Here is a 23,366-nt window from a genome sequence, read left to right as displayed (position 1 = left end):
GAGTGGCTCCGAGGGGGTCCGGCCGGGTGGACAATAGCGGTTTGGGGCGGGCGTGCCAGCATTTCCCTCTCCGGGCCTAGTTCTTGCCGAACCATGTCTGAAGGAATTTCTGGACGATGGGGTTCTCGGAGTTGCGCAGCTGCTCCGGCGGGCCGAACTCGATGATCAGCCCCTTGGACAGAAAGGCGATGAAGTTCCCCACGTTGAAGGCCGAGGCGATGTCGTGGCTGATGACGACGCTGGTCACCTTCAGCTTGGCCTGCGCCTCCAGGATCATCTCGTCCACATAGTCCGTGGTGATGGGATCCAGGCCCGTGGTGGGCTCGTCATAGAGGACGATCTTCGGATCCATGATGACGGCGCGCGCCAGGCCCACGCGCTTGCGCATGCCGCCGGACAGATCCGCCGGGAACTTGGCCTCCACGGAAGGAGACAGGCCCATCAGGTCCAGCTTCGCGCGGACGAGCTCGCGGACCTGCTCCTCGGGCAGCTTGCGGTGTTCGCGCAGCGGGAAGGCCACGTTCTCGTAGACGTTCATCGAGTCGAACAGGGCCGCGGCCTGGAACACCATGCCGAACTTGCGGCGGACGCGCTCCATCTCCGCGTCCCCCAGCGGGACGATGTCCTCCCCGTCCACGAACACCTGGCCCTGGTTCGGCTTGAGCAGGCCGATCATGTGCTTCATCAGCACCGTCTTGCCTGAGCCCGAGCCCCCGAGGATCACGCACGTGCTGCCCTCGGGAATGGTGAGGTTGATGCCCGTGAGCACCTTCTGCTCGCCAAACGTCTTGTGCAGGTCGACGACCTGGATCATCGGCCGCGCGGCGGCCGGCGTGGGGGCGGCGGAGGTCATCAGTGCATCATCACGCCAACGAAGAAGTCGAGGATGAAGATGGACAGAGCGCTGGTCACCATGGCCTCGGTGGTGGCCTGGCCCACGCCCTTGGCGCCGCCCGAGGCGTTGAAGCCCTTGTAGCAGCACACCAGCGTCACCGAGAGCCCGAAAATGGCGCCCTTGATGAGGCCCTCGAAGAGATCGATGGGATCCAGCCACTGCTGGGTGCGGCTGAGGAAGGTACCAGCGGAGATGTCGTTGATCACCACGCCCACGAAGTACGAGCCACCCATGCCCATGGTGATGAAAAGCATGGTGAGCACCGGGACCATGACGAGGCCGGAGATGACGCGGGGCGCCAGCAGGTACTGGATGGGGTTGACGGCCATCGTCTCCAGGGCGTCCACCTGCTCGGTGACGCGCATGGTGCCCAGCTCCGTGCACATGGCCGAGCCTGCTCGCATGGTGACCATGAGCGCGGAGAACACCGGGGCCAGCTCGCGTGCCAGGGTGAGCGCCACGGTAGGGCCCACCATGCTCTCGGCGTCGAACAGCGCGAAAGCACTGCCCGTCTGCGTGGCGAACACCATGCCGGTGAACAACCCCGTCAGCGCGACGATGAAGATGGAGCCCACCCCCACGAAGTCCAGCTGCGCGAAGAGGTTCGTCAGCCGGTACGGTCGCTTGAGGGACCAACGAGCGACCTGGAAACCCAGGTATGCCACCCCACCGATGTTGGTGATGACGCTGGCGGCGCCCTTGCCGAAATTGTCGATCGACTGCAGGAGGAGGGGGGGCTCCTTGGGCGCCTTGTCTGCGTTCTCGGTAGCCATGGTGGGTCGGGCCTCACTCTACGTGCCCGGTTCAGCGGCACAAGTCCCGGGTGGAGACCGGTTGTGCTTCCTTAGGGCGGATCGCTATGTTGCGCCCCCCTTTTTCACATGACACGGGCCTCCAAGGCCTGTACCGAGCACCCCAATGGCTACTTACAAGGTTGGCGGCGAGGTCGACGCGCAGTGCACCCGCTGCAAGCTCACCCTGGCTCACACCATTCTCGCGATGGTCGGCACCAAGATCGCTCGAGTGCGTTGCAACACCTGCGGTGGAGATCACGTCTACCGCAGCGCGCCCGGCACCACGGATCGACCGTCTGCTTCCTCGTCCTCCTCCGCATCCTCTTCTTCCTCCTCGCGCAGCAGCTCCGCGTCGTCCGGCTCCACCCGAGCCACCAAGGCCGACAAGGTCATCATCTCCTTCGAGGAGCAGCTGGCCGGCAAGGACATCGCCGGTGCGCCCCGCTACAACCCCAGTGACACCTACAAGGTGGATCAGGTGATCCAGCACCCCGCCTATGGGCTGGGCCTGGTGACGGCGGTGCGCGGGGACAAGGTGGACATCACCTTCCGGACCGACATGAAGACGCTGGTCCACGGCCGCGGTGGGGGCTCGTCCCAGAAGCCCACCTTCAGCCCGCCCAGCGCACGTCCCTCGGGTCCTGCCGACAAGCCCCTCTCACCTTCGACCACAGAGGCGGCCGCAGTGGAGGCCCCCGCGGTGCAATCCTCACCTCCAGAGGATTGACCTGGGACCCGGCGAGGGAGTCAACTCGCGGGGAGTTCCTTATGCGCGTGCTGTTCGTGCTTTCCCTCGCTTTCCTCGCTCTGCCAGGAGCCGCGTCGGCGGCCACGCCAGAGGTCCGGGCGACGCCTGCACGCGTGGTGTTGGGGCAGGACACGGCGGTGGAGGTGGAGGTCCACCTGCCCGAGGGGAGCGGACCCGTGCATGCGGTCGCCTCCTCGGGGAGCTTCGCCCAGGCTGAGGTGGAGGGCGGAGCGCTCCGGAAGTTCCAGTGGACGCCTCCGGATGTCCGCTACCCGCTCATGGCCGTGCTCGTCTTCTGGGTGAGCGGGCCTCAGGGCACTCCGGAGTCGGCGGTCCTGCGCATTCCGCTGCTGGGCCGGACGACGCTGCCTGTCACCACGGATCCGGGCGCGGAAGTGGTGATGGATATCGCCGGGGCACGCTTCGGGCCGGTGAAGGCTGATCGCCGCGGCAGGGCCCAGGTGCCCGTCGAGGTGCCTCCCGGAATGAAGGAGGCGCACGTGCTGGCCACGCGCGGCTCGCTGCAGACGGACCGCGTGGTGAAGCTCGATGTACCGAGCCACCGTCCCCTGGCCGCGCTGCTCACTCCGGATCCCCTGCCCCACTCGGGTGGCTGGCTGGTAGTGGCAGGGGAGGAGTCGCTCAGCGCCGAGCAGTTGCAGCTCACCGCGGAGGGAGCGAGCCTGGAGCCTCTGCCTGGTGGTCCCCTCCTCTACCGGGTGAAGCCCACGGCGAAGGCGCAGACCGTCTCCGTGGAGGCACGGCGCCGCGAGGGGCGTGACACCGTCCAGGTCCAGGCAGCGGTCCAGGCCGAGGCGCCCCCTGCTCAGATCGTGGCCGTCGCTCCGCCCCCGCCGTCGCCCGTGGCCGAGCCGCACAAGCTCGCAGTGCACCTGCTGGCGGGAGGCTTCTTCGCTGGAGGCGCCAACCGCGGGCCCACGGTGGCCCTGGGAGCGTCCTATCCCCTCCCCTTCTGGCAGGAGCGGATCGCGGCGGAGTTGGAGGTCGGATTCCGCCGGGCCTCGTTGAGTGCCACGATCGAGGGCTACGGCACATTGCGCTCGCGCGTGCTCGCGGGCCCTCTGCTGGCCTCGGCGCGGGTGACGCTGCTCCAGCGCTCGGCCCTGTCCCTGTATGGCCGGGCGGGAGCAGGTGTCCTCCCCTTCCAGCACGACGTCTCCAGCGATTTCCAGCAAGCCTTCGACGAGAGCAAGCTGGGCGCCATGGCCTTCCTCTCGGCACAGGGGGCCTATCGCCTGGGCCGCGTGAGCCTGCTGCTGGAGTTTCGTGGCGAGTATGGCCCCGCCCAGACATCCCGCCTGAGCGCGCAGCTCGGCGGCGCGGGCGCCTCCCTCGGCGTGAGGTACGTACCATGAAGCGAGCCGCCTGCGTGGTGTTGCCCCTCCTGTTCTCCGCCTGCGGGCCCGAGGCGCTCCCCACTCCCTCCATCGTCTCGGTGCTGCCCGAGCGCATCGGCGCCGGCGAGCCAGCCAGCCTCTCGGTGCGGGTGGATGCGGCGCTGCCCCTGGTGGTGAACTACGACGACGAGTCCGTGGATCCCGCGCAGTTGGCCATGGGGTTGCGGATCGGCGGAGTGAAGGTGGACATCCCCTTCGCCGAGCCGGACGGCACGCTCATCGTCCCCGTGCCCCAGGAGCTCGCCCTGGGCGATTACGACATCCAGGTCACCCTGGCGGATGGCCGCGAGGCCGTGCGCGAGCATGCCTTCTCGGTGGTGCCGGACCCCTTCTTATCCGGGGAGCCCTGCGATGGAGGTTCTCCCAGGTGCAACGAGCCGGAAGACCCGGATCCCTCATCTCCTGAGACCGGGCGCAAGATCACCGGCTTCAAGCTCGATCACGTGCAGGACCAGGTCCGCAACCAGCCCTTTCCGATCACCATTCGTGCCCTGGGGCCTGGCGCGAAGTCCTTCGGGGGGCGCGTATCCGTCCGAGCCAACTGGGGTCTGATGAGGTTCATCAGCCCGGATGCCTTCTCGAACGGGGTGCTCGTGCAGGAGATCTCTATCTCCCACACGGACTCCAGGGTGTACCTTCTGGTCGAGGACAGTCGAGGCCACAAGGGGCTGTCGAATCCCTTTCGCGTCCGTTCTCGCTGAGCGACGCTGGGGCGAGCAGCAGGTCCTCTGAGGAGCCAGGGGGAAGAGTGAAGGTGTCCGTATTGCGCCAGTGGGTGTCGGTGCTCGCCGTGCCGTGGTGTGCGTGTGGCTCGGTCGAGCCTCCCCTGCCATCGATCGCGTCCGTGGAGCCGTCGAGCATGCCGGCCGACTCGCGGTTTGTACTGAACGTGGAGTTCGGCGGGGCGCTGCCGCTCAAGCTGGACTATGGCGGGAACGAAGTGGAGCTGGTCGGTAGCGAGCGCGTGCGCATCGCCGACCGGGACTTCGAGATCCTCGACACGCAGGAGGGCGGTCGCCGCATCTCGGTGGACATCATCCCCTGGCTGGCGGTGGGCCAGCAGGATCTGCAGGTTCAGCTCCAGGATGGGCGCCAGGTGGTGCTCGAGCAGGGCTTCGACGTACGGCCGCCGCTCAACCTCACCGGGTTCGAGATCGAGTCCATTGGCCCCCAGGTGCGCCGCCAGCCCTTCTCCGTCCGGATCCGGGCGCAGGGGCCTGACGCGGCGCTGTTCAAGGGCCGGGTGATCGTGCGCTCCACCCAGGGCAACGTGGACCCGAAGGTGAGCGATCCGTTCGTGGCGGGAGTGCTCGATCAGCAGTTCACCGCCGAGAACTCCACCGAGAGCAATATGGCGCTCATCGTCGAGGACTACGCGGGGCACATCGGTCAGTCGAACGAGTTCCTGCTCAGCCGGCCCTGAGCCGACCCTGAACGCAAGAAGGCCCCAGCACGTGAGTGCCGGGGCCCTCTCTCACCCTGCCCGAGGTGACTCAGGCAGGGCGAACGGAGTCAGGGGGCCCGCTCACGAGCCCCACCGACTCAGCGGTTGTTGGTCGGCGGGCAGATGTTGTGGTCGCCGAGCGGGTTGATGTGACCCTCGGCGTTGCCCGTGAGGGACTTGGCGTACAGGCCGCCGTCCCAGCTGCCGTTGTTGAACGTGACGTCCGCGTTCGGCGCCAGGATCGTGCCCCAGAAGCCGAAGCCGTTGGCGGTGATGCTGGTCGCGTTCACGAAGTTGTACACCACGTTGTGCTGGTTCGCGCCGCCGCTGAACTGGGTGCCGAAGCCACCGAACGAGGCAGAAGCGCCCGTGATGTTCACGACCACCAGCGAGCTGGCCGGAGCGTTGATGTCCAGCAGGGCCGCGCCGTTGAAGTCGCTGGCGGGCACGTTGAACACGTTGATCGTGGCGTCCGTGCCGGTCAGGTAGATGCCGCCCCAGTTGTAGCGGGTCTTCGTGCCGTTGGCGTTCAAGCCAGCCAGCTGCGCCGACAGGTTGCTCAGCTCCGCGCCGCGGGCCGCGAAGTCGATCGGGGTGCCCTGCGCCGCGCTGCCACGCGGGAACACCACGCTCGGGTTGGTGCTGTAGCTGCCGCCGTAGCGGGCATCGCCGTATACCGCGCCGCGGTTGACGGACAGGTTGCCGCCCGCCACCAGCACGTTGGACGTGTCGCTGGCCGCCAGGCCGGAGCCCACCGCGAAGTCCGACAGGACGATGTTGCCACCAGCCGCCACCTTGCCCACCACGTCATGGCCGCCGTTGTAGTCACCCAGCAGGAACAGGTTGTAGTCGCTCAGGTTGACCTCGACGCAGGTCTCGCACGGACCCACCGTCACGGTACGGGTCGCGGTGGCCGTGTTGCCGAGGGCATCCGACACGGTGTAGCCGATCGTGTAGTCGCCCGAGTGCGCCGCATCGATGCCGCCGGAGACCACGATCGCATTCGTCACATCACCCGCGCACGCATCCGTGGCCTCGGCGCCCGGATCGATGTAATCCGCGTTGCACTCGATCGTGATGTGGGAATCACCGAACACCGTGATGAGCGGAGCCTTCGTGTCCTGCACCGTGACCAGGGTGGTGCACGTGGAGGTGTTGGCCGAGGAGTCCGTCGCCGTGAACGTCACAGGGGTGATGCCCAGCGGGTAGCTGGCCAGAGCATTGCTCGTCACATTCACCGCGCCGCAGTTGTCGCCCGCCGTGGGCTGGCCCAGCGTCACCGCCGCGCCGCCATTCACGCACTCGGCGGTCTGGTTGCCCGGGCAGGAGATCGTCGGGTTGGCGTGATCCACCACCTGCACGGTGCCGGTGCAGCTCGACGCGGCCTCCTTGCTGTCCACGCACGTCAGCGTGACGACCGTGGAGCCCGGGCCGTACGGGCCCGCGGGAGACTGGAAGCAGTTGATCGAGTCACCGTCCGGATCGAAGGAGCCGTTGTTGATGGAACCGGAGGCGCCGCAGGTGTCACCGCCCGTCTCGAGGACGATGTTGCCGCAGGCCACGGTCGGCGGCCGGTTGGTGGCCGTCCACGCCTGGTAGGCGGAGTTCGAGGTGGCCGTCTCACCGTTGGCCTTCACGAACGAGGCCACGATCTCATCCTGGCCCGCGCCGCCGTTGCCCGTATAGGTGAAGGTGGCCTTGCCCTGAGCGTTCGACACGGCGGTGGCCGTGATGTTGGCGTTGGGGCCCGCCTTGACCTTGAACGTCACGGTGCGGTTGGCCAGCGGGTTGCCGTTGTTGTCCTGCAGGGTGGCGATGAGGGTGTGGGTGCTGCCCACCGGGCCCGTCTCCGTCGTGGGGCCCAGGACGATGCCCTCGCCGACGACGGCCGCGGCAGAGGTCAGCGACAGCGCGGCGAAGAAGATGTTGTCGTCGTTGGACGGGTTCCTCGTGGCGACGGTGATCTGCGTAGAGCCGTTGGCGACGAACGGGCGCAGATCGTACAGCTCGTCATCACCCCGGAAGCCCGGGCCCGTGGAGTTCGGCGCCGGGTTGGCGTTGGAGTCATCCAGGCCGCCGACGGTGAGCAGCGCGCCGTCCTCGGAGACGCCGTCGTCCTGACCGCCCGCCTGCGAGGTCAACCGCGAGTTGTTCACGTCAACGATGCTGACCTGACGCTCGGAGGCCGAGCCGTCCTGGTAGCCGAACGAGATGCCCAGCGACAGGTCCAGGCCCAGGTTGGGATCGCTCTTGTCGATGGGCTCGGCCAGCGCGATGCGGAACGTGTCACCGCCGGTGCTCTGGGCGCCGAAGAACAGGATCGCCGTGTTGACGGTGGTGGAGGCCGGGTTGTTGAAGACGACGGCGAGGATCTCGCCATCCACGCTGTAGGTGTTCGTCTCGGTGATGGTGAAGTTCACGCGCCCCGCGGGAGCCGCGTTGATCTTGCCGCTCACCAGCGAGGTGACATCAGACCAGTGGTTCCACGAGTTGATGCCGCTCTGGATGGAGTTGGACCAGCCCACGTCCAGGCCGTCGATCTTCACGCCGCCGTTAGGGATCTGGTAGCTCGAGAAGCCGGTGCTGGCGGCCGCCAGGTATGCGGCCTTCACGGTCGCGCCCGCGGGCTTGTTGACTTGCACGGTGCCCGAAGCGGCGTTGGTGCCAACTCCGTCCACCGACAGCGAGATGAAGCCGGAATGCGTCACGATGGGAGCCAGGGGATTGGCCGCCGCCGCCGTCGCTACCTGCTTCTGCAGGGCCGAGCCCTCAAATCCCGAGGGCATCGCGCCTGGCATCGAGCTCTTGCTCTTGATCGACGGGCTCCGGCCGTCGCCTTCCGACGCGTCTTGCGAGGCGCCTCCACAAGCGGCGGTCCAGGCCAGGAGCCCGGCGGCCATCAATCCTTTCCAACTTCGACTGAGTTGCTGCATTGCACTCCTCCCTTGAGAGGGAAATTCTCAAATACTGTGAAATTTGCGCGTGGGTGGAAACCGTAGAAATGCAAAGGCGTCGAGGGTGAGAGACAGCTCCGAGGTTGAGTGTGGGTGTGGTTACAGCACTGCTCTGTGGCGCCCTTGCGCCAACAGCGGGGTCAGCGAGGCCGACAAACCCCAGGGAGTGTCCGCCTCACAGCGCATGCGACGGTTGCGGTAATCCGGCCCGTTCGACGAAAGGACTGGCAGGAAATTCACCTCGAATCCCGGGTGGGTTCCTTTTCCTGCGGAATCGGCGTTCTTCAGAGTGAAGGGTGTCTTGCCAACTGGCAAGGTGATCTCACAGGCCATGTTGTAGGTACGCGTTGCGGAGAGGACGGCCATCGGATGCGCCCCGTTTGCGTGCGCATTGCGCTTCGATTGCCGATCTGGATCCCCGCTGGGATACCCCGACATGGACTCCCCCTCACGGTGCTGTATTTGTTTAGCCTATCTAGAAAAATCCGCAATAACCTTCATGCTCGTGGCTCCGACATTTGTTCGCAGCCGGAGTAAGCGGAAATCTCACACCAGTCCGTTCGGGGGGTTGGAACGTGTGGCGCGCAGCAGATCCAAGGTGCGGATCATGTCGTCGGGCAGGGGCGCCTCGAAGGCGCGGGGCTCCACACCCGGGAGGGCGGGCCATTCGAGCCTCGCGGCGTGAAGGGGGGTCCTTGCCAGTACCTGCGCCTCCCCCGCCCCACCGAATTCCCTCTCAAGCAGCGGCTCGGAGCGGCCGTACTGGTGATCGACGAGCAGCGGGTGCCCCATCTCCAGCAGGTGCACGCGGATCTGGTGGGTGCGGCCGGTGAGGGGCTCGGCCTCCACGAGCGAGGCGCGCTCGAAGCTCTCCACGGGGCGGATTCGCGTGCGCGAGGGCTTGCCGGGCTCACCGGGCCGGGCCACGCGCATCCGGCCCTTGCGCGCAGGCACCAGCGCCGCATCCACCAGCCGAGGCGCGTCCACCCTCCCCTCCACCAGGGCCCGGTAGCGTTTGCGCACCTGGCCGCCCTCGAAGGCCTGCGAGAGCGCGCGGTGGCGCTCGGCATCCAGGGCGAACACGAGCACCCCGGAGGTGTCGCGATCCAGCCGGTGCACCACGAAGACCTTGCGGCGCAACTGCTCCTCGAGCTGCTCGCGCAGGGAGGGGCCTCCCTCGCCCCGGCCGGGGATGACGAGCACCCCGGCGGGCTTGTCCACCACGAGCAGCCCCGCGCCCTCGTGGAGAACGCGGAGAGCCGTCACTCGTACTCCGACACCTGAGCCACGGAGATGGGGCCCAGGCCCTTGAGCTGCTTCTGCACCTCGGAGGCCTTGCCGAGCACCACGATGGCGGGCGCCTGGGGGAACAGGTACTTCGCGGACGCCGCCTTCACCTGCTTCGGAGTCACCGCGCGCAGCCGGTCCCGGAACTTCTCCACCCAATCCTCTCCCAGGCCGTGCACGCGGATGTCCGCGATGATGGAGGCCACGGAGTCATTGGTCTCCGTGCGCATGGGGTAGAGGCCCGCCAGGTACGTCTGCGCCGACTTCAGCTCGCGAGGCGTGACGCCGCCCTTGCGGACCTTGGCCACCTCACCGAGCGCCACGTTGATGATCTCGCGCGTGGAGGCCGTCTTGGTGAAGGTGCTGATCGCGAAGGCCCCTCCAGCGTTCATGGCGTCGAAGTAGCTGCCGACGCCGTAGGACAGGCCGCGCTCCACGCGGATCTCGTTCACGAGCCGGGAGGTGAAGCCACCGCCGAGCGCGATGTTCATCGCCGTGGCCGCGAAGTAGTCCGGGTGGCCCAGCCGATAGCCCGGGCCGCCGATGCGCACCTGGGACTGAGTCTGGTCCGGTTTGTCCACGATGAGGATCTTCCCCGCCTGGGCAATGCCCTCCACGGCCGGCGCCGGCTGGGGATCGAGCTGCTCCGACTGCGACCAGCCCGCGAAGGCCTTCTCGGCCTCGGCGGCGACCACCTCCGGCTTCACCGCGCCCACCACCACCAGGAGGGCTCCCTTGGGGCCAATGCGCTCGCGGTGGAAGCGAACCACGTCCTCGCGGGTGAAGGTGCGCACGTGCGAGGCCGAGCCCCCCACGTCATGCCCATAGGGATGGTCTCCCCACAACGCGCGGGTGAAGGCCCGGTCCGCGATGGTGCCGGGATCGTCCAGATCGTTGGCGAACTGCGCCAGCGAACGCTCCCGGGCCAGCTCCACTTCTTTCTCGGGGAAGCTGGGCTCGCGCACGAGCTGCCCCAGCACGGAGAGCATGGCCGGGAAGTGCTCGGCGGGCGTGGTGACGTAGAGCGACATCAGATCCTCGCTCACGCCGGCGGCGAGGCTCGCGCCAACGAACTCGACGGTCTCGTCGATCTCGTCCGCACTCAGGCGGGCGGTGCCGCGACGGAGCAGGCGCACGGTGAAGTCCGCCAGACCGAACTTGTCCTTCGGATCGGTGGAGCTGCCGGCGCGCAGCACCAGGCGCACGGACACGAGGGGCAGCGGGCCACGCTCGGCGGCGAGCACCTGGAGGCCGCTGGAGGTGGTGGTTTCGGTGGTGACGGGGAGCTTGAGCGCGCGGGAGGCGGCCGTCTTTTCCTTCTTCGGGGTGGCTCGGGATCGGGGGGCCATCGGGTTTCCTCGGGGATCAGGCGGCGGCGGTGCTGGACTCGGACTCGGACTGGGGCTCGGACTCGGGGAGCAGCGTCACCACGGAGCGCCGATCCGGACTGAAAAACTTCGCTGCCACGGCCTTCACCTGCTCGTTGGTGATGGAGGCGTAGCGGGAGGGCAGCGTGAGCAGCTCCTTCCACGAGCCCAGCAGCGCCTCGTAGTGCCCGAGCGCATGGGCTCTGCCGGTGTTGGTGCCAAGCTCGCGCAGCTGGTCGGCGCGCAGGTTGTTCTTGGCCTTCTGCAGCTCACGCTCGGTGAGGCCCTCGCGAGCCACCTTCTCCAGCTCGGCGTACAGGGCGGCCTCCACCTTCTGCGGATCGGAGTCCGGCTTGAGTTCCAGGTAGAAGACGACCGTCCCCGGATCGATGCGCCAGCCCCAATCGAACATCACGGACACGGCGAGCTGCTGCTCGTAGACGAGCTTCTTCACGAGCCGGCTCCCCTCCCCCTTGTTCAGGGCGTACTGGATGACATCCAGCACCTGGGTGTCCGCCTCGGTGGCGCGCGGGCCGCGGAAGCCGATCATCACCGACGGAGACTGCGCCGGGTGGCGGAGCACGGCGCGGCGCTCGCCCTTCTGCTGCGGCTCGGCGTCGATGACCGGGAGCGGCTTGGGGCCCTTGGGGATGTCTCCGTAGTAGCGGCGGATGAGCGCCAGGGTCTTCTTCGGATCGAAGTCCCCGGACAGGTACATGATCGCGTTGTTGGGCGCGTAGTACGTGCGAAAGTAGTCCTCGCAATCGTGGCGGGAGATGTTCTCGATGTCCGCCATCCACCCGATGACCGGCCAGCGGTACGGGTGGGCCTTGTAGACGAGCGTGCCCAGCTCCTCGTCCAGCATGCCGGTGATCTCGTTGTCCACGCGGACGCGGCGCTCCTCCTTCACCACCTCGCGCTCGCTGGTGAGCGTGGCGTCCGAGATGCGCAGCGAGCGCATCCGATCCGACTCCAGATCCAGCACCGTCTCCAGCGCATCCGACGAGAAGTCGTCGTAGTACACCGTCATGTCATTGGAGGTGTACGCGTTGGACCGGCCGCCGTTCGACTCGAGCACCCGATCGAACTCCTTGGGCCCGTACTTCTTGGCACCGTTGAACATCATGTGCTCGAACAGGTGGCTGATGCCGGTGATGCCGGGGCGCTCGTTGCGCGAGCCAACCTGGAAGAAGGTGTAGAGGCTGACCACGGGCGTCTGGGGATTGGCGAGCAGCCGGACGCGCAGGCCGTTGGACAGCGTGGCCTCGTGAACCTCGAGCAGGGACTGGAGGGCGGGATCCGGCTTGGGAGCGGGGGGACGCGGAGAAGCCTTGGGCATGATCCCCACCTATATAAGGAGGGGCGCGGCTTCGCTACAGGTCCACGATGCCCGCGCGCAGGGCCAACACTACGGCCTCCACGTGCGAGTTGACGCCCATCTTCCGATAGATATGGGACAGGTGGGTGCGCACCGTGCGCCGCTCCATCGTCATCACCTGCCCCACCTCCGCGTTGGACAACCCTTTGGCCACGTAGCGCAGGACTTCGAACTCGGTGGGGGTGAGCCCCCAGGGGTTCTCCTTCTTCTCGGGCGGCTTCGTCTGGATGGATTGGAAGTAGTTCCAGAACCTCCGGGCGATGATGGGCTCGAGCACCGTGCCGCCCTCCATCACCTCGCGAATGCCGGAGCGGATCTTCTCCGGCCCCACCCGCTTCACCAGGTAGCCCGAGGCACCTGCCTGGATGGCCTCGTACACCTTCTGTTCGTCCTCGAACGAGGTGAGGATGAGGATCTCCACCTCGGAGGCGCGGCGCTTGACCCGCTGGGTCACCTGGATGCCGTTGAGGCCGGGCAGCTCCAGATCCAGCAGGACGAGCTGGGGCCGCACCCGGAGGATGTCCTCCACGGCCTCCTCGCCATCCTGCGAGGTGCCCACCACCTCCAGCTCCTCGAAGGTGCCCAGCACCTTCACCAGGTTCTTGAGCAGCTGGGGTTGATCCTCGACGACGTAGACGCGGGTCCGCTCCATTGTTTAGCGCCTCGGGGTGGACTCGAAGTTCTGTTCGACGACGTGGTGCTTGCCGCGCTCCAGGCGAAGGTTGAAGTCGACGTGCTCCTTCGTTCCCACGGATTCCAGCATGAAGGTGTGATTGCCGGCCTTCACCGGGTACTTCACCAGCGGCGTCCTCTTGCGCTGCAGCACGCCGTCGATGAAGACGCGCGCAGGCATGTTGGTGCGCAGGGTGAGGTAGGCGGAGTTGGCGTCTGGCTTCGGGGCGTCCGAGTCCTCCTCCCGCTCGCTCGAAGCGCTGGCCGCGGGCCGGGATTGCTCGGGCTTGGAATTGGAAGACGTGCCGTAAAGATCCACCGCGTCGCTGATGGCGGACGCGCGCGGATCCAAGATGGGAGGCTTGGCGGGAGGCTTTTCGACCTTCGGCACCTCGGGAGGCGGCTCTTCGAACCGCCACACGGCGAGCAGGAAGGCGAAGAGGCCCACCACCGCGATGGCCGCCGCCAACCCCAGCGCCCTGTGCCGGCGGCGCGAGATGGCGAGGAGGTTGCGCTCCTCCGTGAACAGGCGCCGGCCCCCATCGCCTGTGGGGATGTTGTCAGCCGTGGGCGGAGGCATGGGCACCTCCGGCCGATCCTTGGGGACGTAGACCTGGGGCGAGTCCTCGGAGGTCTGTGCGCGCACGAGTGAGGGCGGCGGGCGCGAGGACGGCGGAGGCGATGGGGGAAGCGCGGCGCGCGAGGACGTCCCCACCTTGGGGGACTGCGGAGGGGGCTCGGCCGGGAGATCGTCCGCGAGACGCGTCTTCTCCTCCGAGAAGTCCTCCACCCACTTCATGCGGGGGTTGCGGCCGACAAAGGTGCCCTCCTTGGGAGGGTTGGCTCCACCGGACGAAAAGATCTGCTTGCGACCTTTGGGAGGTGCGGCGCCGGGGGGAGCCTCCCAGCCCTTCTCCAGGGGTCCGACGCGGCTCGGCTCGGTGTTCTCCGCCGCAGACACCGGTGCCGGTTGCCCGACCCGAGTGGGCTCCAGCGGCGGGTAGGCCGCGGGCCGGGGCGGATCGACGGGAGTCGCGTCGAAGGACGGCTCGGCCTTGGGTGGATCGACGGGCGTGTACTCGACCGAGGGCTCGGCCTTGGGCGGGCTGAGCCGGGTGGGCTCCTGGAAGGGCTCGGCCTTGGGCGGTGCCAACTGGGTGGATTCCTGGGCGACCCAGTCCCCCGGCTTGTACTCCTCGAAGACAGGGGGCGCTTCAGTGGTCTCCGCCGATGCTTCGTCCTCGCTGAGCGAGCGGCTGAAGGAGGGCCGCGCCACCACCGAGGCCTCCAGCGGCTCGGCATGAACGTTGGCGATCTCCGCTCCGGACACGGGGGTGAGCGTGAAGGGCTCGGAGAAAGGCACGGGCCCGAGCGTGGACAGGTTCACCTCGTTGGGAACGAGCTCGCGGACGAAGCGGCGCAGTTCCTCCTGGCCAGGCATGCCCCCGCTGGCGGAGAAGAAGTTGCGCAGCGCCGTGGCGAAGTCCCCCGCCGAGCGATAGCGCCGGCTGGGCAGCGGATCCACCGCGCGAAGGATGAGCGGATCCAGCCGCGCGTTGATGCGGCGATCCAGGCGGCTCGGGGGCGGCAATCCTCCACTGCGAGTGCTGAGACCGCCTCCGGAGACCACCGCCTCCCGCAGGGTGAGCAGCTCGTAGGCGATGGAGCCCAGCGAGTACACGTCCGAGACGACCGTGGGATCCTCCCCCCGGCCCACCTCGGGAGCGCGGTAGGCGCTGCGGCCGCGAGTGGCGAAGCCGCGCTTGAGTTCCGGCACGGCCATCAGCGCCCGGAGCGCGCCGAAGTCACAGATGTTCGGCAGCCCTTCGCGAGACAGCAGCAGGTTGCCGGGAGTGATGGCGCCGTGGATGACTCCGGCGTCGTGCACCTTCTGCACCGTCTCCAACAACTGGATGACCAGGTACAGTGCGAGCGCCGATGGGAGGATGACCTCCTTGGTGTGGAGCCGCTGGAGCGCGGTGCCCAGCGTGTAGCCCTCCACGTGTTCGCGGACCACCGCGAGCTGCTGCTTCACGAAGCCGATGTCCACGTAGCGAACGATGCCCGTGTGCGGCAGCGGGTTGAGCACGCTCGACGTTTCCGCGAGCGCCCGCGCATAGGCCGGGTCGGACGTCTTCGCGTGGAACAGCTTCACCACCACGTCGCCGCCGGGCTCCTGCGAAGCCTTGTAGAGCTCAGCCAGGTCGCCTGCCTCGATCTGCCCTGTGAGCCGATAGCGCGAGACCGTCATCCCTTACCCGCCCGGCGCCGGACGGCGGAGAAGTGAAATCCGCACCACACGCACGTCTCTTTCTTGCGGCCCCGAGGCAGCTCCAGCGTGCACCCGGGGCACCGAGGCCGAGGCCGCTCCTGCCTGGCCGAAGTCCCGCCCTTCGAGCTCACCTTGCCGGATGACGCGGCGCGTCGAACATGAGACTCCAGCCGACGCACCCGGTCCTCCAGGGCTTCGATTCGGGCGGACAGCCGCGCGTGGATCTCGGCGTCCGAGGGCTGGCGTCTGGCTGGCGACCGCATCGCAGGCCGGAGCGTGCCACGCTCCATCGGATACCCGCAAGGAGGACTCACCGTCCGGGTGCTCGGGAGCACGACGCGTGTTAGACCTTGGATCGCTTGGCACCCACTGTACCCGCAGATGCTCCCATCCCTGGCGGACCGGCGCCCGAGGATCCCCTCCACGGCAGCTTCCGCTCCTCGCTGAACCGGGCTCGCGCCGACGAGGCCGCCCGACGAGCCCAAGAACTCCTGAGTGACTCCGAGCTCTCCCGCCTGCTCAGCAAGCCTCGCGAGCGCCTGGAGGCGCCTCGGGCGCGGGACGTGTTCGTCAACCGCAACCTGCGCATGTCCTCCGTCGAGCTGATTGGCTTCGACATGGACTACACGCTGGCCATCTACCACATGCGCCGGTTGGAGCAGCTGTCGTTCGACATGACGCTGGCGAAGTTGGTGGGCGAGTACGGCTACAACCCGGTGATCGGCCACCTGCTCTACGATCACCACTTCGTGATGCGCGGGCTGGCGGTGGACCGCGTGCACGGCAACATCCTGAAGATGGATCGGTTCGGGCATGTGGGGCGCGGTTGGCACGGGCTGCGTCCGCTGAAGGCCGAGGTGCGGCGCGAGTTGTACCGCAACAAGCTCATCCGCCCGCGTGATCCGCGGTTCGCATGGAACGACACGCTCTTCGCGTTGCCGGAGACGTGCCTGTTCGCGGGCATCATCGAGCTGCTGGAGTCACTGGGCGAGCGGGTGGACTACGGCAAGCTGTACGACAACATCCGCGAGGCGATCGACACGGTGCACCGGGACAACTCGCTCAAGCGCGAGGTGCGCAAGGATCTGTCCCGCTACATCTTCCAGGATCCGGAGCTGGGGCCCACGCTGCACAAGCTGCGCTCCGGGGGCAAGCGCCTGTTCCTGCTGACGAACTCGGCGTGGGACTACACGGACGCGGTGATGCGGTACCTGTTGGGCGACAAGCTCCCGGAGTATTCGAGCTGGCGCAACTACTTCGACTTCATCGTCACGGCTGCGGGCAAGCCGGGGTTCTTCAGCGATCAGCGTCCGTTCCTGGAGCTGGACAGCTCCACCGAGGCGGGCCGCGTGGTGGGCGAGGCGAAGAGCCTGGAGCGCGGCAAGGTGTATTCGGGCGGGAACCTGCCGCAGTTCGAGGAGTTCACCGGCCACCGAGGCGAGAACATCCTCTACGTGGGCGATCACATCTACGGGGATATCCTCAAGTCGAAGAAGTCCTCGCTGTGGCGCACGTGCATGATCGTCCAGGAGATCGAGGACGAGATCACCTACACGGACTCGCGTCGGGAGGAGATCTCTCGGCTGTCGGAGATCGAGATCACCCGCGCGCGTCTGGATGACGAGGTGAACGCGATCAAGACGGCGCTGAACTCGGTGGAGCGGCGGCTGGAGCGCGACTCGCAGAATCCCGAGGAGCGAGCCCGTGAGGAAGAAGCGCGGCGGCGGTTGAAGGCGGATCTGGACGTGGTGCGCCGGGCCCTGAAGGAGTCGATGGGGCTGGCCGACACGCTGGAGCGGGACGTGGAGGAAGGCTTCAACCCTTACTGGGGGCTGCTCTTCAAGGAAGGCAACGAGAACAGTCGCTTCGGCTACCAGATCGAGCAGTACGCGTGCCTGTACACCAGCCGCGTCTCGAACTTCCTGCACTACTCGCCGATGCAGTACCACCGCTCGCCGCGGGACTTGATGCCGCACGAGCAGGCCGGAGCTCTGTCCGGAAAGCTGTCACCGTTGGGCAGCGAGGGCCCGCCGAAGGGCTCGGGCAAGGAGTAGCTCCGCACCAAAGCCTGCGAGTGAAGCCAGGCAGCGCGAACTCACTCCCTCCGTGGAGATCCCGAAAAAACGGTCTGGCGCAATTCAGTTTGAGCGCCGGGTCGGCGGGCTCATCCCCGAGAGCGGAGGAGATACGACATGGTGTACGGACGAGGCACCCAAGGTCGTGCGGAGTATGCGAGCAATCGCAGGAAGCGACTCTTCGCTGCACTGGCAGCGCTGTCCTTCATGGGAGCATGTGACAGCACGAGTGCGGAGGACGAGGCGCGGGCACAGGGCACACGGAACCTCGAGGATACGTGCGAGGTCAGGCCCCCGTTCACGCCCCACTTCGAGCCCGCGCTGCAGTGGGCCTGGACTGGCAGCCCCATCCTGCCCGAGTACAACCAGGTGATGATGACGCCGGCCGTCGCGGACGTGAACCAGGACGGCATCCCCGACATCATCTTCAGCTCCTTCCGAGACGTGCCGAACGATGACGTGGACTGGAAGGAGGGAGTGCTGCGCGCCATCAGCGGGAACGACGGGCACGATCTGTGGGCGGTGACGGATCCGGCCTACCGCATCAAGGCGGCGGCGAGCATCGCGGTCGGAGACATCGACAACGACGGGAAGGTGGAGATCTGCGGCATCCCCACCAACGGGCGCGGGATCATCTGCTACGAGAACGACGGCACCTTCAAGTTCCGCTCGGCGGAGGACGCGTTCGACTACAACGAGTGGGGCGGCCCATCGCTGGCGGACCTGGACGGCGATGGGACGGTGGAGATCCTCGACGGCAACCGCGTGTACAGCAACACGGGGACGCTGAAGTGGGTGGGCTCGGACGGGATGGGCGGGGCGCAGTACACGGGGCCCGTGTCCTTCGCGGTGGACATCGACAATGACGGCAAGCAGGAGGTCATCAACGGGCGCTCGGTGTACCGGTTCGATGGCAGCCTGAAGTGCGCCAACACGGACATCCCCAGCGGCCTGTCGGCGGCGGGCAACTTCGACGGAGACACCAAGGGCGAGATCGTCGTCTCGGGCAACGGCAAGGTGAGCCTGCTGGATGACAACTGCACCCTGCTGTGGAGCAAGGACATCCCGGGAGGTTGCTCGAACGGCTGCGGAGGCGGCCCCACGCTGGCGGATGTCGACCACGACGGACTGCCGGAGATCGCCGTGGTTGGAGACAACGCCCTGAGTGTCCTGAAGAGCGACGGCACGGTGAAGTGGACGAGCACCATCCAGGACTGGAGCTCCGGCAAGTCCGGAGCCACCGTGTTCGACTTCGAGGACGATGGCAACCTCGAGCTGGTGTACGCGGACGAGGTGTCGCTGCGCATCTACAACGCGGCCACCGGCGCGGTGCGGTACCAGACGAAGCACAGCTCGGGCACCACGCACGAGAACCCGGTCATCGCGGACGTGGACGGAGACTTCGCGGCGGACCTGGTCGTGGCCACCAATGATCTGGCGTCCCCGGCGTACCACGGCATCCGCGTGTATCACGACACACAGGAGGGCTGGGCTCACACGCGGCGCATCTGGAACCAGCACGCCTACTCGGTCACCAACGTGAACAACGATGGCACCATCCCCGCCCATCCGGTGATTCCGTGGCAGAAGCCCCGGCTCAACACCTTCCGCTCCAACGTGGCCGGGTACGTGGGCGAAGTCTCCTACTCGGCTTCCGATCTCATCGTCCAGGCCTCGAGCGTGATCGCCTCGTGCGGTGAGAACGGGACGCTGGTGCTCAGCGCCCGTGTGACCAATGGAGGCACGGCCCCGGTCGCGGCCGGACTCCAGGTGGCGTTCTATCGGGGCAACCCGGCCTCGGGCGGAACCCTGATCGGAGTGGCAACCCTGGCAGATGCCCTCCCGGCCGGAGACTCCACCGTGGTCTCCCTGTCCCCAGGAACCCTCACCGCCGGAAGCGGCGAGCTCTTCGTGATCGCGGATGACAATGGTTCGGGCGCGGGCAGCCAGACCGAGTGCGACGAAGCCAACAACAGCGCCTCTGCCACGGTGGACTTCACGTGCACCCCTCCCCCGCCGCCCCCGCCGGAGAACGAGCCGCCCGTGGCACTCTGCAAGAACGTCACGGTCACCGCGGACGCCCAGTGCCACGCCAGCGCCAGCGTGAACAACGGCAGCTATGATCCAGACAACCAGCCAGGCCCGTTCTCCGTCTCCGAGTCGCCCGCGGGTCCGTTCGGCTCGGGGCAGCACTCCGTCACGCTGACAGCGAGCGATGGAGACTCCAGCGCGCAGTGCGTGGGCACCGTCACCGTGGTGGACACCACGAAGCCGGTCATCACCTGCCCCATCTCGGTGGACGCCTCCATCAGCCTCGGACAGCTCAGCGTCATCGTGAACTTCGCGGTGTCCGCCAGCGATACGTGCGGCCCGACCCATGTCACCTGCAACCACCCGCCGGGCACGCTCTTCATCCCCGGCCTGACGCCCGTGACCTGCACCGCCACGGATACCTCGGGCAACACGGCCTCATGCCAGTTCGGCGTCCGGGTGAGCCTCGACCTGTCCCTGTAGTCAACCGCTGTGGGACGTTCGGTGCTCTAATGCCTCCATGGCCCGAACGTCCCACCTGCTGGTCCTGACCCTTTGGAGTCTGCTCGTCCCGGCGCTCTCGGCGCGCGCGGAGAGCACGGCCTCCAAGCGCGTGGTCGCCGTTCTCTACTTCGACAACAACACCGGGGACGCCTCGCTCGACGTGCTGCAGAAGGGCTTCGCGGACATGATGGTCACGGACCTGTCCACCGTGAAGGAACTCCAGCTCGTGGAGCGCGAGAAGCTGCAGCAGATCCTCGACGAGCAGAAGCTCCAGCGGAGCAAGTACTTCGACGCGAAGACGACGGTGCGGATTGGCCAGCTCGTCGGAGCACAGTACACGGTGGCGGGCTCGTTCCTCGCCATGGCTCCGCAGCTGCGCATCAACATCCGGCTCGTCGAGAACAAGTCCGGCAACGTCATCCTCGGAGAGCAGGTCACCGGCCTGAAGGACCGGCTCTTCGATCTGCAGCAGCAGTTGGTGAACAAGTTCCTGACGGGCCTGGAACTGAAGCTCCCCCAGGCTCCTCGGCTGCGAAGCCGGACTCCGGACGTGGACACCCTGCTGAGCTACTCGAAGGGCCTCGATCTGGCGGATCAGGGCAAGCTCCAGGAGGCCAGCCAGCAGCTCGCCACAGTGGTCAGCAAGGCCCCCACGTTCCTGCTCGCGCGCGAGCGCCATGAGCAGATCCTCGCCCGGCTCAAGGCCGCGGAGGCCCGAAGGACTGAGGCCCTCTCCGATGTGCACACGACGCTCGGACAGCGGGCCGAGCAGTTCCTCGAATCCCACCGTCAGTCCGAGCTCGACGAGGCCGGCTCCTCCATGCTCCTGGGGTACCGGCAGCTTCGAATGCTGTCTCTGCTCCACGCCCTCCGACCGCACCTGGCGCCGAAATACCCGGGCGTCATCCTTCCCGGACACGAAAGTCAGGCGCTGGCCTTGATGCAGCAGTGGCGCGAGCAGGCGCGAGCGTACCTCCAGGAGTGCTCCGAGCACTTCCGGCGCTTTCACACCGTCGTCAACGGCATCTCCTACTCCCCGAACTCGAGTCTGACCCTGCAACCCGAGGACGAGAATCTCCTGCGCCAGACGAAGTACGGCTACCTGCGGTACGACGATGACGCGGCGCTCACCGTGGCGGAGTTCCTCTTGATGGGGCGCTTCCGAGAGGGCTCGGATCTCTCTCAGATGGGGCCCACGCTGGCGGACCAGGATCCCACCGCCCTGAAGGAGGGCTTCCAGCTCCTGGACCAGGCCCTCCAGGAGAGCGAGCGCATGAAGCCCTCCGATCAGGAGCGCCGTGTGCGACAGGTGCTCGAACTGCACGGCAACGCGTTGATGCTCCGAGGCCGGACGGAGGAGGCCATCGCGAAGTGGCAGCTCTTCCTGGATCGCTTCCCCACCTCCAACTTCTTCCAATCCATCAGCAACAAGATCAAGACGGCGCTCGGGGTGGGCCCCAATGCCCGCGACAATGCGGGGACCCAATACAGCCAGGCCCTGGCGGACTGCGATGAACGAGGCATTCGCGAGGGCTATGGCCACGAACAGAACCGCCGCCTCATCACCCAAGGTGCCAAAGCCGCCCGCGAGATGTTCCTCGAGCTGGACAAGCAGTGCGGACAGGAGCCCAAGGCGGTGTATGTCCTACGCAACCACCTCATCAGCACCGCGATGACCTCCGCGAACCTCGGCGACTGCGCCACGTTCCACGAGTTCGCCCCGCGCTACCTCGAGCTGGGTGGCAGCAAGAGCGACCTCGCGGGCTACCTGAAGAACTACATCCCCCAGTGCCTCCCACCCGGCGATGGAGGAAGCGCTCCCACCGAGCCGTGACGCCGCGACTCGCTTTCTTTCACTATCGGGCATCCGAACCCGGGGGGCGTTCACCGCAGGCCTGTCACGCTGGCACAATTTCCCCATGGCTCCCGACTACCGCTTCGCCGTGGATGGACGCATTCCGGTGCTCAAGGTGCATCACGAGCCCCGCCCAGGCCCTGCCGTCATCCTCCTGCACGGGCTCAGATCGAACGCGGACGATCAGCGCTACGATCTGGACATGCTCGCGGACGCCGGATTGACGGCGGTGGGAGTGGATGCCCCGCATCACGGGAGGCGATGGGACGGCTGGACGGACCACATGGGCAACGGCGGCCCGTCGGCGTACCACGAGAACATCCTGCGCCTCATCCTCGAGGCCGCGCCGGATGTGTCTCGCGTCATCGATCACCTCCTGTGGGAGGGCCATGGCCCCATCGGGGTCGCGGGTGTCTCCGTGGGGGCATACACCGCGTTGACCGTGGCGACCTGGGACTCGCGGGTCCAGGCCACGGTCTCCCTCCTCGGCTCTCCGGACTGGACTCCCCGCGATGCGCCGATGACGCACGAGATCTGGCAACTCATGCAGCAAGCGCCGGTCCATCGCCCGGCGGACTGCGCCCGCAATCCGCTGCTCCTGATGAATGCGGGAAGGGACCACCTGGTGCCGGCCCATTGGGCCCGGGACTTCGCCCAGAGATCCTGGGACAACCATCCCTGGCTGGGCCGGCACGTCGAATACGTCGAGTACCCCGAGTCAGACCACTTCGTGCGCTCGGAGGACTGGTCGGACATGTGGAACCGCGCACGGGGCTTCCTGCGCTGGCACCTCGCCGCCTGACACGGCGAAGCCCAGGCCGATCACCCCAGGATCGCGGCTACCACTGATCGGGGTCGGCGTCGGCGAACGTCGTACCCGCGCCGATCTCATCGAACCAGATGCTGCGGGTGCCCTGGCTGCCCTGCATGTACCCGCTGTCGTGCCAGCCGTTCGCGTAGAGGCCGACGCGGAACTGGAAGTACCGGTCATCGGAGACGGTGGTGGGCAGGTTGTACTGCTCGAGGATCTTCGTGCCGTCGTACCAGACCTTGTAGAAGCCGGTGTTGTCGCTCGCCCACTTCGCCTGGATCACGATCTTGTGCCACTCGCCCGCCGTGACGGTGGCGAGGCTGCCGAACGTGACGGTCTTCTGGCTGCAGATAGAGCCCGACTTGACGCGCGTGTAGAGCTGATTGCCCTGGAGCCAGATCATGCTGGACGGCATGTAGTCATCGCAGCCGGTGTCGGAGAAATCCGCGATGAACTGGGCGATGTTGTACGACTGGGGTTGGAACTGCCAGTCGGCTTGCAGCCGGAACGCAAAGCCATAGAAGCCGGTATCACCGCGACGATACACGTTGTTCTTCACGACCTCGGAGTGATAGCGGCCTGTGTACGAGGGATCGTAGATCTGGGTCACCTTGATGGCCGTCGGTCCCTCGTAGGTGACATTCGTCACCTCGTTGACCGAGCCGTTGTGCTCCCTGTTGATCGAGTTCCAGCCAGAGACGGTCCCCGTGTTGTGGAAGATGTAGGCGGCCTCCGCCACCAGGCCGAACGCGAAAAGGGCGATACCGCCAGCAATGCTGAATTTTTTGAAGTTCATGGCTCTCCGGGGGGAAGAGAACGGCTGCTCACGGGTCTTGCCCGCAACCGCTTTCAAACCAGACG

General features: G+C 66.9%; 18 protein-coding genes. 8 read left to right on the top strand and 10 right to left on the bottom strand.

The window, feature by feature from the left end:
• Nucleotides 1-76: 76 nt before the first annotated feature.
• Nucleotides 77-814, bottom strand: coding sequence for an ABC transporter ATP-binding protein (locus KY501_RS12390; protein WP_373691595.1), 738 nt, complete (start codon nucleotides 812-814; stop codon nucleotides 77-79).
• 38 nt (nucleotides 815-852) lie between these two features.
• Nucleotides 853-1,668, bottom strand: a complete 816-nt coding sequence (locus tag KY501_RS12385; protein WP_224363084.1) for an MlaE family ABC transporter permease — start codon at nucleotides 1,666-1,668, stop codon at nucleotides 853-855.
• A gap of 145 nt (nucleotides 1,669-1,813) precedes the next feature.
• On the opposite strand from KY501_RS12385, the gene KY501_RS12380 reads away from it, so the two are divergent.
• Genes KY501_RS12380 through KY501_RS12365 form a run of 4 tightly spaced genes read left to right on the top strand, consistent with a single transcriptional unit; the run spans nucleotide 1,814 to nucleotide 5,278 of the window.
• Nucleotides 1,814-2,416, top strand: coding sequence for a hypothetical protein (locus KY501_RS12380; protein WP_224363083.1), 603 nt, complete (start codon nucleotides 1,814-1,816; stop codon nucleotides 2,414-2,416).
• 41 nt (nucleotides 2,417-2,457) lie between these two features.
• Nucleotides 2,458-3,813, top strand: coding sequence for a hypothetical protein (locus KY501_RS12375; RefSeq protein WP_224363082.1), 1,356 nt, complete (start codon nucleotides 2,458-2,460; stop codon nucleotides 3,811-3,813).
• Nucleotides 3,810-4,556: a hypothetical protein gene (locus KY501_RS12370; protein WP_224363081.1), complete on the top strand. Its 747-nt coding sequence runs from the start codon at nucleotides 3,810-3,812 to the stop codon at nucleotides 4,554-4,556. Before KY501_RS12375 ends, KY501_RS12370 begins: the two co-directional genes overlap by 4 nt.
• Nucleotides 4,557-4,603: 47 nt before the next feature.
• A complete protein-coding gene (locus KY501_RS12365) occupies nucleotides 4,604-5,278 on the top strand; it encodes a hypothetical protein (RefSeq protein ID WP_224363080.1) in 675 nt (224 codons plus the stop codon).
• Nucleotides 5,279-5,397: 119 nt separating this feature from the next.
• Here the strand turns inward: KY501_RS12365 and KY501_RS12360 are convergent, their stop codons facing one another.
• From KY501_RS12360 to KY501_RS12330, 7 genes are all read right to left on the bottom strand, one after another.
• Nucleotides 5,398-8,199 (bottom strand): choice-of-anchor A family protein, encoded by a 2,802-nt coding sequence (locus KY501_RS12360; RefSeq protein WP_224363079.1) that lies wholly within the window; start codon nucleotides 8,197-8,199, stop codon nucleotides 5,398-5,400.
• A gap of 153 nt (nucleotides 8,200-8,352) precedes the next feature.
• Nucleotides 8,353-8,691 carry a hypothetical protein gene (locus tag KY501_RS12355; RefSeq protein WP_224363078.1) on the bottom strand — a complete coding sequence of 113 codons (339 nt, stop codon included), beginning with the start codon at nucleotides 8,689-8,691 and terminating at the stop codon, nucleotides 8,353-8,355.
• A 108-nt stretch (nucleotides 8,692-8,799) separates the two neighbouring features.
• Complete coding sequence (locus KY501_RS12350; RefSeq protein WP_224363077.1) at nucleotides 8,800-9,519, bottom strand: RluA family pseudouridine synthase; 720 nt, start codon at nucleotides 9,517-9,519, stop codon at nucleotides 8,800-8,802.
• Entirely contained in the window at nucleotides 9,516-10,889 is a 1,374-nt protein-coding gene (locus tag KY501_RS12345; protein WP_224363076.1) for a M16 family metallopeptidase, read from the bottom strand. Before KY501_RS12345 ends, KY501_RS12350 begins: the two co-directional genes overlap by 4 nt.
• Nucleotides 10,890-10,905: 16 nt before the next feature.
• Nucleotides 10,906-12,246, bottom strand: a complete 1,341-nt coding sequence (locus KY501_RS12340) for a M16 family metallopeptidase (protein ID WP_224363075.1) — start codon at nucleotides 12,244-12,246, stop codon at nucleotides 10,906-10,908.
• Between the two features lie 34 nt (nucleotides 12,247-12,280).
• Nucleotides 12,281-12,937: a response regulator gene (locus KY501_RS12335; RefSeq protein ID WP_224363074.1), complete on the bottom strand. Its 657-nt coding sequence runs from the start codon at nucleotides 12,935-12,937 to the stop codon at nucleotides 12,281-12,283.
• A 3-nt stretch (nucleotides 12,938-12,940) separates the two neighbouring features.
• Nucleotides 12,941-15,208, bottom strand: a complete 2,268-nt coding sequence (locus KY501_RS12330; protein ID WP_224363073.1) for a serine/threonine protein kinase — start codon at nucleotides 15,206-15,208, stop codon at nucleotides 12,941-12,943.
• Nucleotides 15,209-15,588: 380 nt separating this feature from the next.
• Here KY501_RS12330 and KY501_RS12325 point away from each other — a divergent pair, with 380 nt between their 5' ends.
• The 4 genes from KY501_RS12325 to KY501_RS12310 all read left to right on the top strand — a co-directional run bounded on the left by KY501_RS12325 (nucleotide 15,589) and on the right by KY501_RS12310 (nucleotide 22,496).
• Nucleotides 15,589-17,283: an HAD-IG family 5'-nucleotidase gene (locus tag KY501_RS12325; protein WP_224363072.1), complete on the top strand. Its 1,695-nt coding sequence runs from the start codon at nucleotides 15,589-15,591 to the stop codon at nucleotides 17,281-17,283.
• Between the two features lie 138 nt (nucleotides 17,284-17,421).
• Entirely contained in the window at nucleotides 17,422-19,818 is a 2,397-nt protein-coding gene (locus tag KY501_RS12320; protein ID WP_224363071.1) for an FG-GAP-like repeat-containing protein, read from the top strand.
• A gap of 37 nt (nucleotides 19,819-19,855) precedes the next feature.
• Nucleotides 19,856-21,673 (top strand): CsgG/HfaB family protein, encoded by a 1,818-nt coding sequence (locus KY501_RS12315; protein ID WP_224363070.1) that lies wholly within the window; start codon nucleotides 19,856-19,858, stop codon nucleotides 21,671-21,673.
• A gap of 85 nt (nucleotides 21,674-21,758) precedes the next feature.
• Nucleotides 21,759-22,496, top strand: coding sequence for an alpha/beta hydrolase (locus KY501_RS12310; protein WP_224363069.1), 738 nt, complete (start codon nucleotides 21,759-21,761; stop codon nucleotides 22,494-22,496).
• Between the two features lie 37 nt (nucleotides 22,497-22,533).
• Here KY501_RS12310 and KY501_RS12305 read toward each other — a convergent pair whose 3' ends face one another.
• On the bottom strand, nucleotides 22,534-23,301 hold the full coding sequence (locus KY501_RS12305; protein ID WP_224363068.1) for a polysaccharide lyase family 20 protein: 768 nt from the start codon (nucleotides 23,299-23,301) through the stop codon (nucleotides 22,534-22,536).
• Between the last annotated feature and the right edge of the window lie 65 nt (nucleotides 23,302-23,366).

Source organism: Hyalangium versicolor (assembly GCF_020103695.1).
GTDB classification, from domain to species: domain Bacteria; phylum Myxococcota; class Myxococcia; order Myxococcales; family Myxococcaceae; genus Hyalangium; species Hyalangium versicolor.
Note: the sequence above shows the minus strand (reverse complement) of the source record. Positions and strands in the feature narration are given on the sequence as shown.

Bases quoted from the DNA above. Each gene is read 5' to 3' on its own strand.
- KY501_RS12390 (WP_373691595.1), bottom strand. From the start codon at position 814: ATGATCCAGGTCGTCGACCTGCACAAGACGTTTGGCGAGCAGAAGGTG.
- KY501_RS12385 (WP_224363084.1), bottom strand. From the start codon at position 1,668: ATGGCTACCGAGAACGCAGACAAGGCGCCCAAGGAGCCCCCCCTCCTC.
- KY501_RS12380 (WP_224363083.1), top strand. From the start codon at position 1,814: ATGGCTACTTACAAGGTTGGCGGCGAGGTCGACGCGCAGTGCACCCGC.
- KY501_RS12375 (WP_224363082.1), top strand. From the start codon at position 2,458: ATGCGCGTGCTGTTCGTGCTTTCCCTCGCTTTCCTCGCTCTGCCAGGA.
- KY501_RS12370 (WP_224363081.1), top strand. From the start codon at position 3,810: ATGAAGCGAGCCGCCTGCGTGGTGTTGCCCCTCCTGTTCTCCGCCTGC.
- KY501_RS12360 (WP_224363079.1), bottom strand. From the start codon at position 8,199: ATGGCCGCCGGGCTCCTGGCCTGGACCGCCGCTTGTGGAGGCGCCTCG.
- KY501_RS12355 (WP_224363078.1), bottom strand. From the start codon at position 8,691: ATGTCGGGGTATCCCAGCGGGGATCCAGATCGGCAATCGAAGCGCAAT.
- KY501_RS12345 (WP_224363076.1), bottom strand. From the start codon at position 10,889: ATGGCCCCCCGATCCCGAGCCACCCCGAAGAAGGAAAAGACGGCCGCC.
- KY501_RS12340 (WP_224363075.1), bottom strand. From the start codon at position 12,246: ATGCCCAAGGCTTCTCCGCGTCCCCCCGCTCCCAAGCCGGATCCCGCC.
- KY501_RS12335 (WP_224363074.1), bottom strand. From the start codon at position 12,937: ATGGAGCGGACCCGCGTCTACGTCGTCGAGGATCAACCCCAGCTGCTC.
- KY501_RS12330 (WP_224363073.1), bottom strand. From the start codon at position 15,208: ATGACGGTCTCGCGCTATCGGCTCACAGGGCAGATCGAGGCAGGCGAC.
- KY501_RS12320 (WP_224363071.1), top strand. From the start codon at position 17,422: ATGGTGTACGGACGAGGCACCCAAGGTCGTGCGGAGTATGCGAGCAAT.
- KY501_RS12315 (WP_224363070.1), top strand. From the start codon at position 19,856: ATGGCCCGAACGTCCCACCTGCTGGTCCTGACCCTTTGGAGTCTGCTC.
- KY501_RS12310 (WP_224363069.1), top strand. From the start codon at position 21,759: ATGGCTCCCGACTACCGCTTCGCCGTGGATGGACGCATTCCGGTGCTC.
- KY501_RS12305 (WP_224363068.1), bottom strand. From the start codon at position 23,301: ATGAACTTCAAAAAATTCAGCATTGCTGGCGGTATCGCCCTTTTCGCG.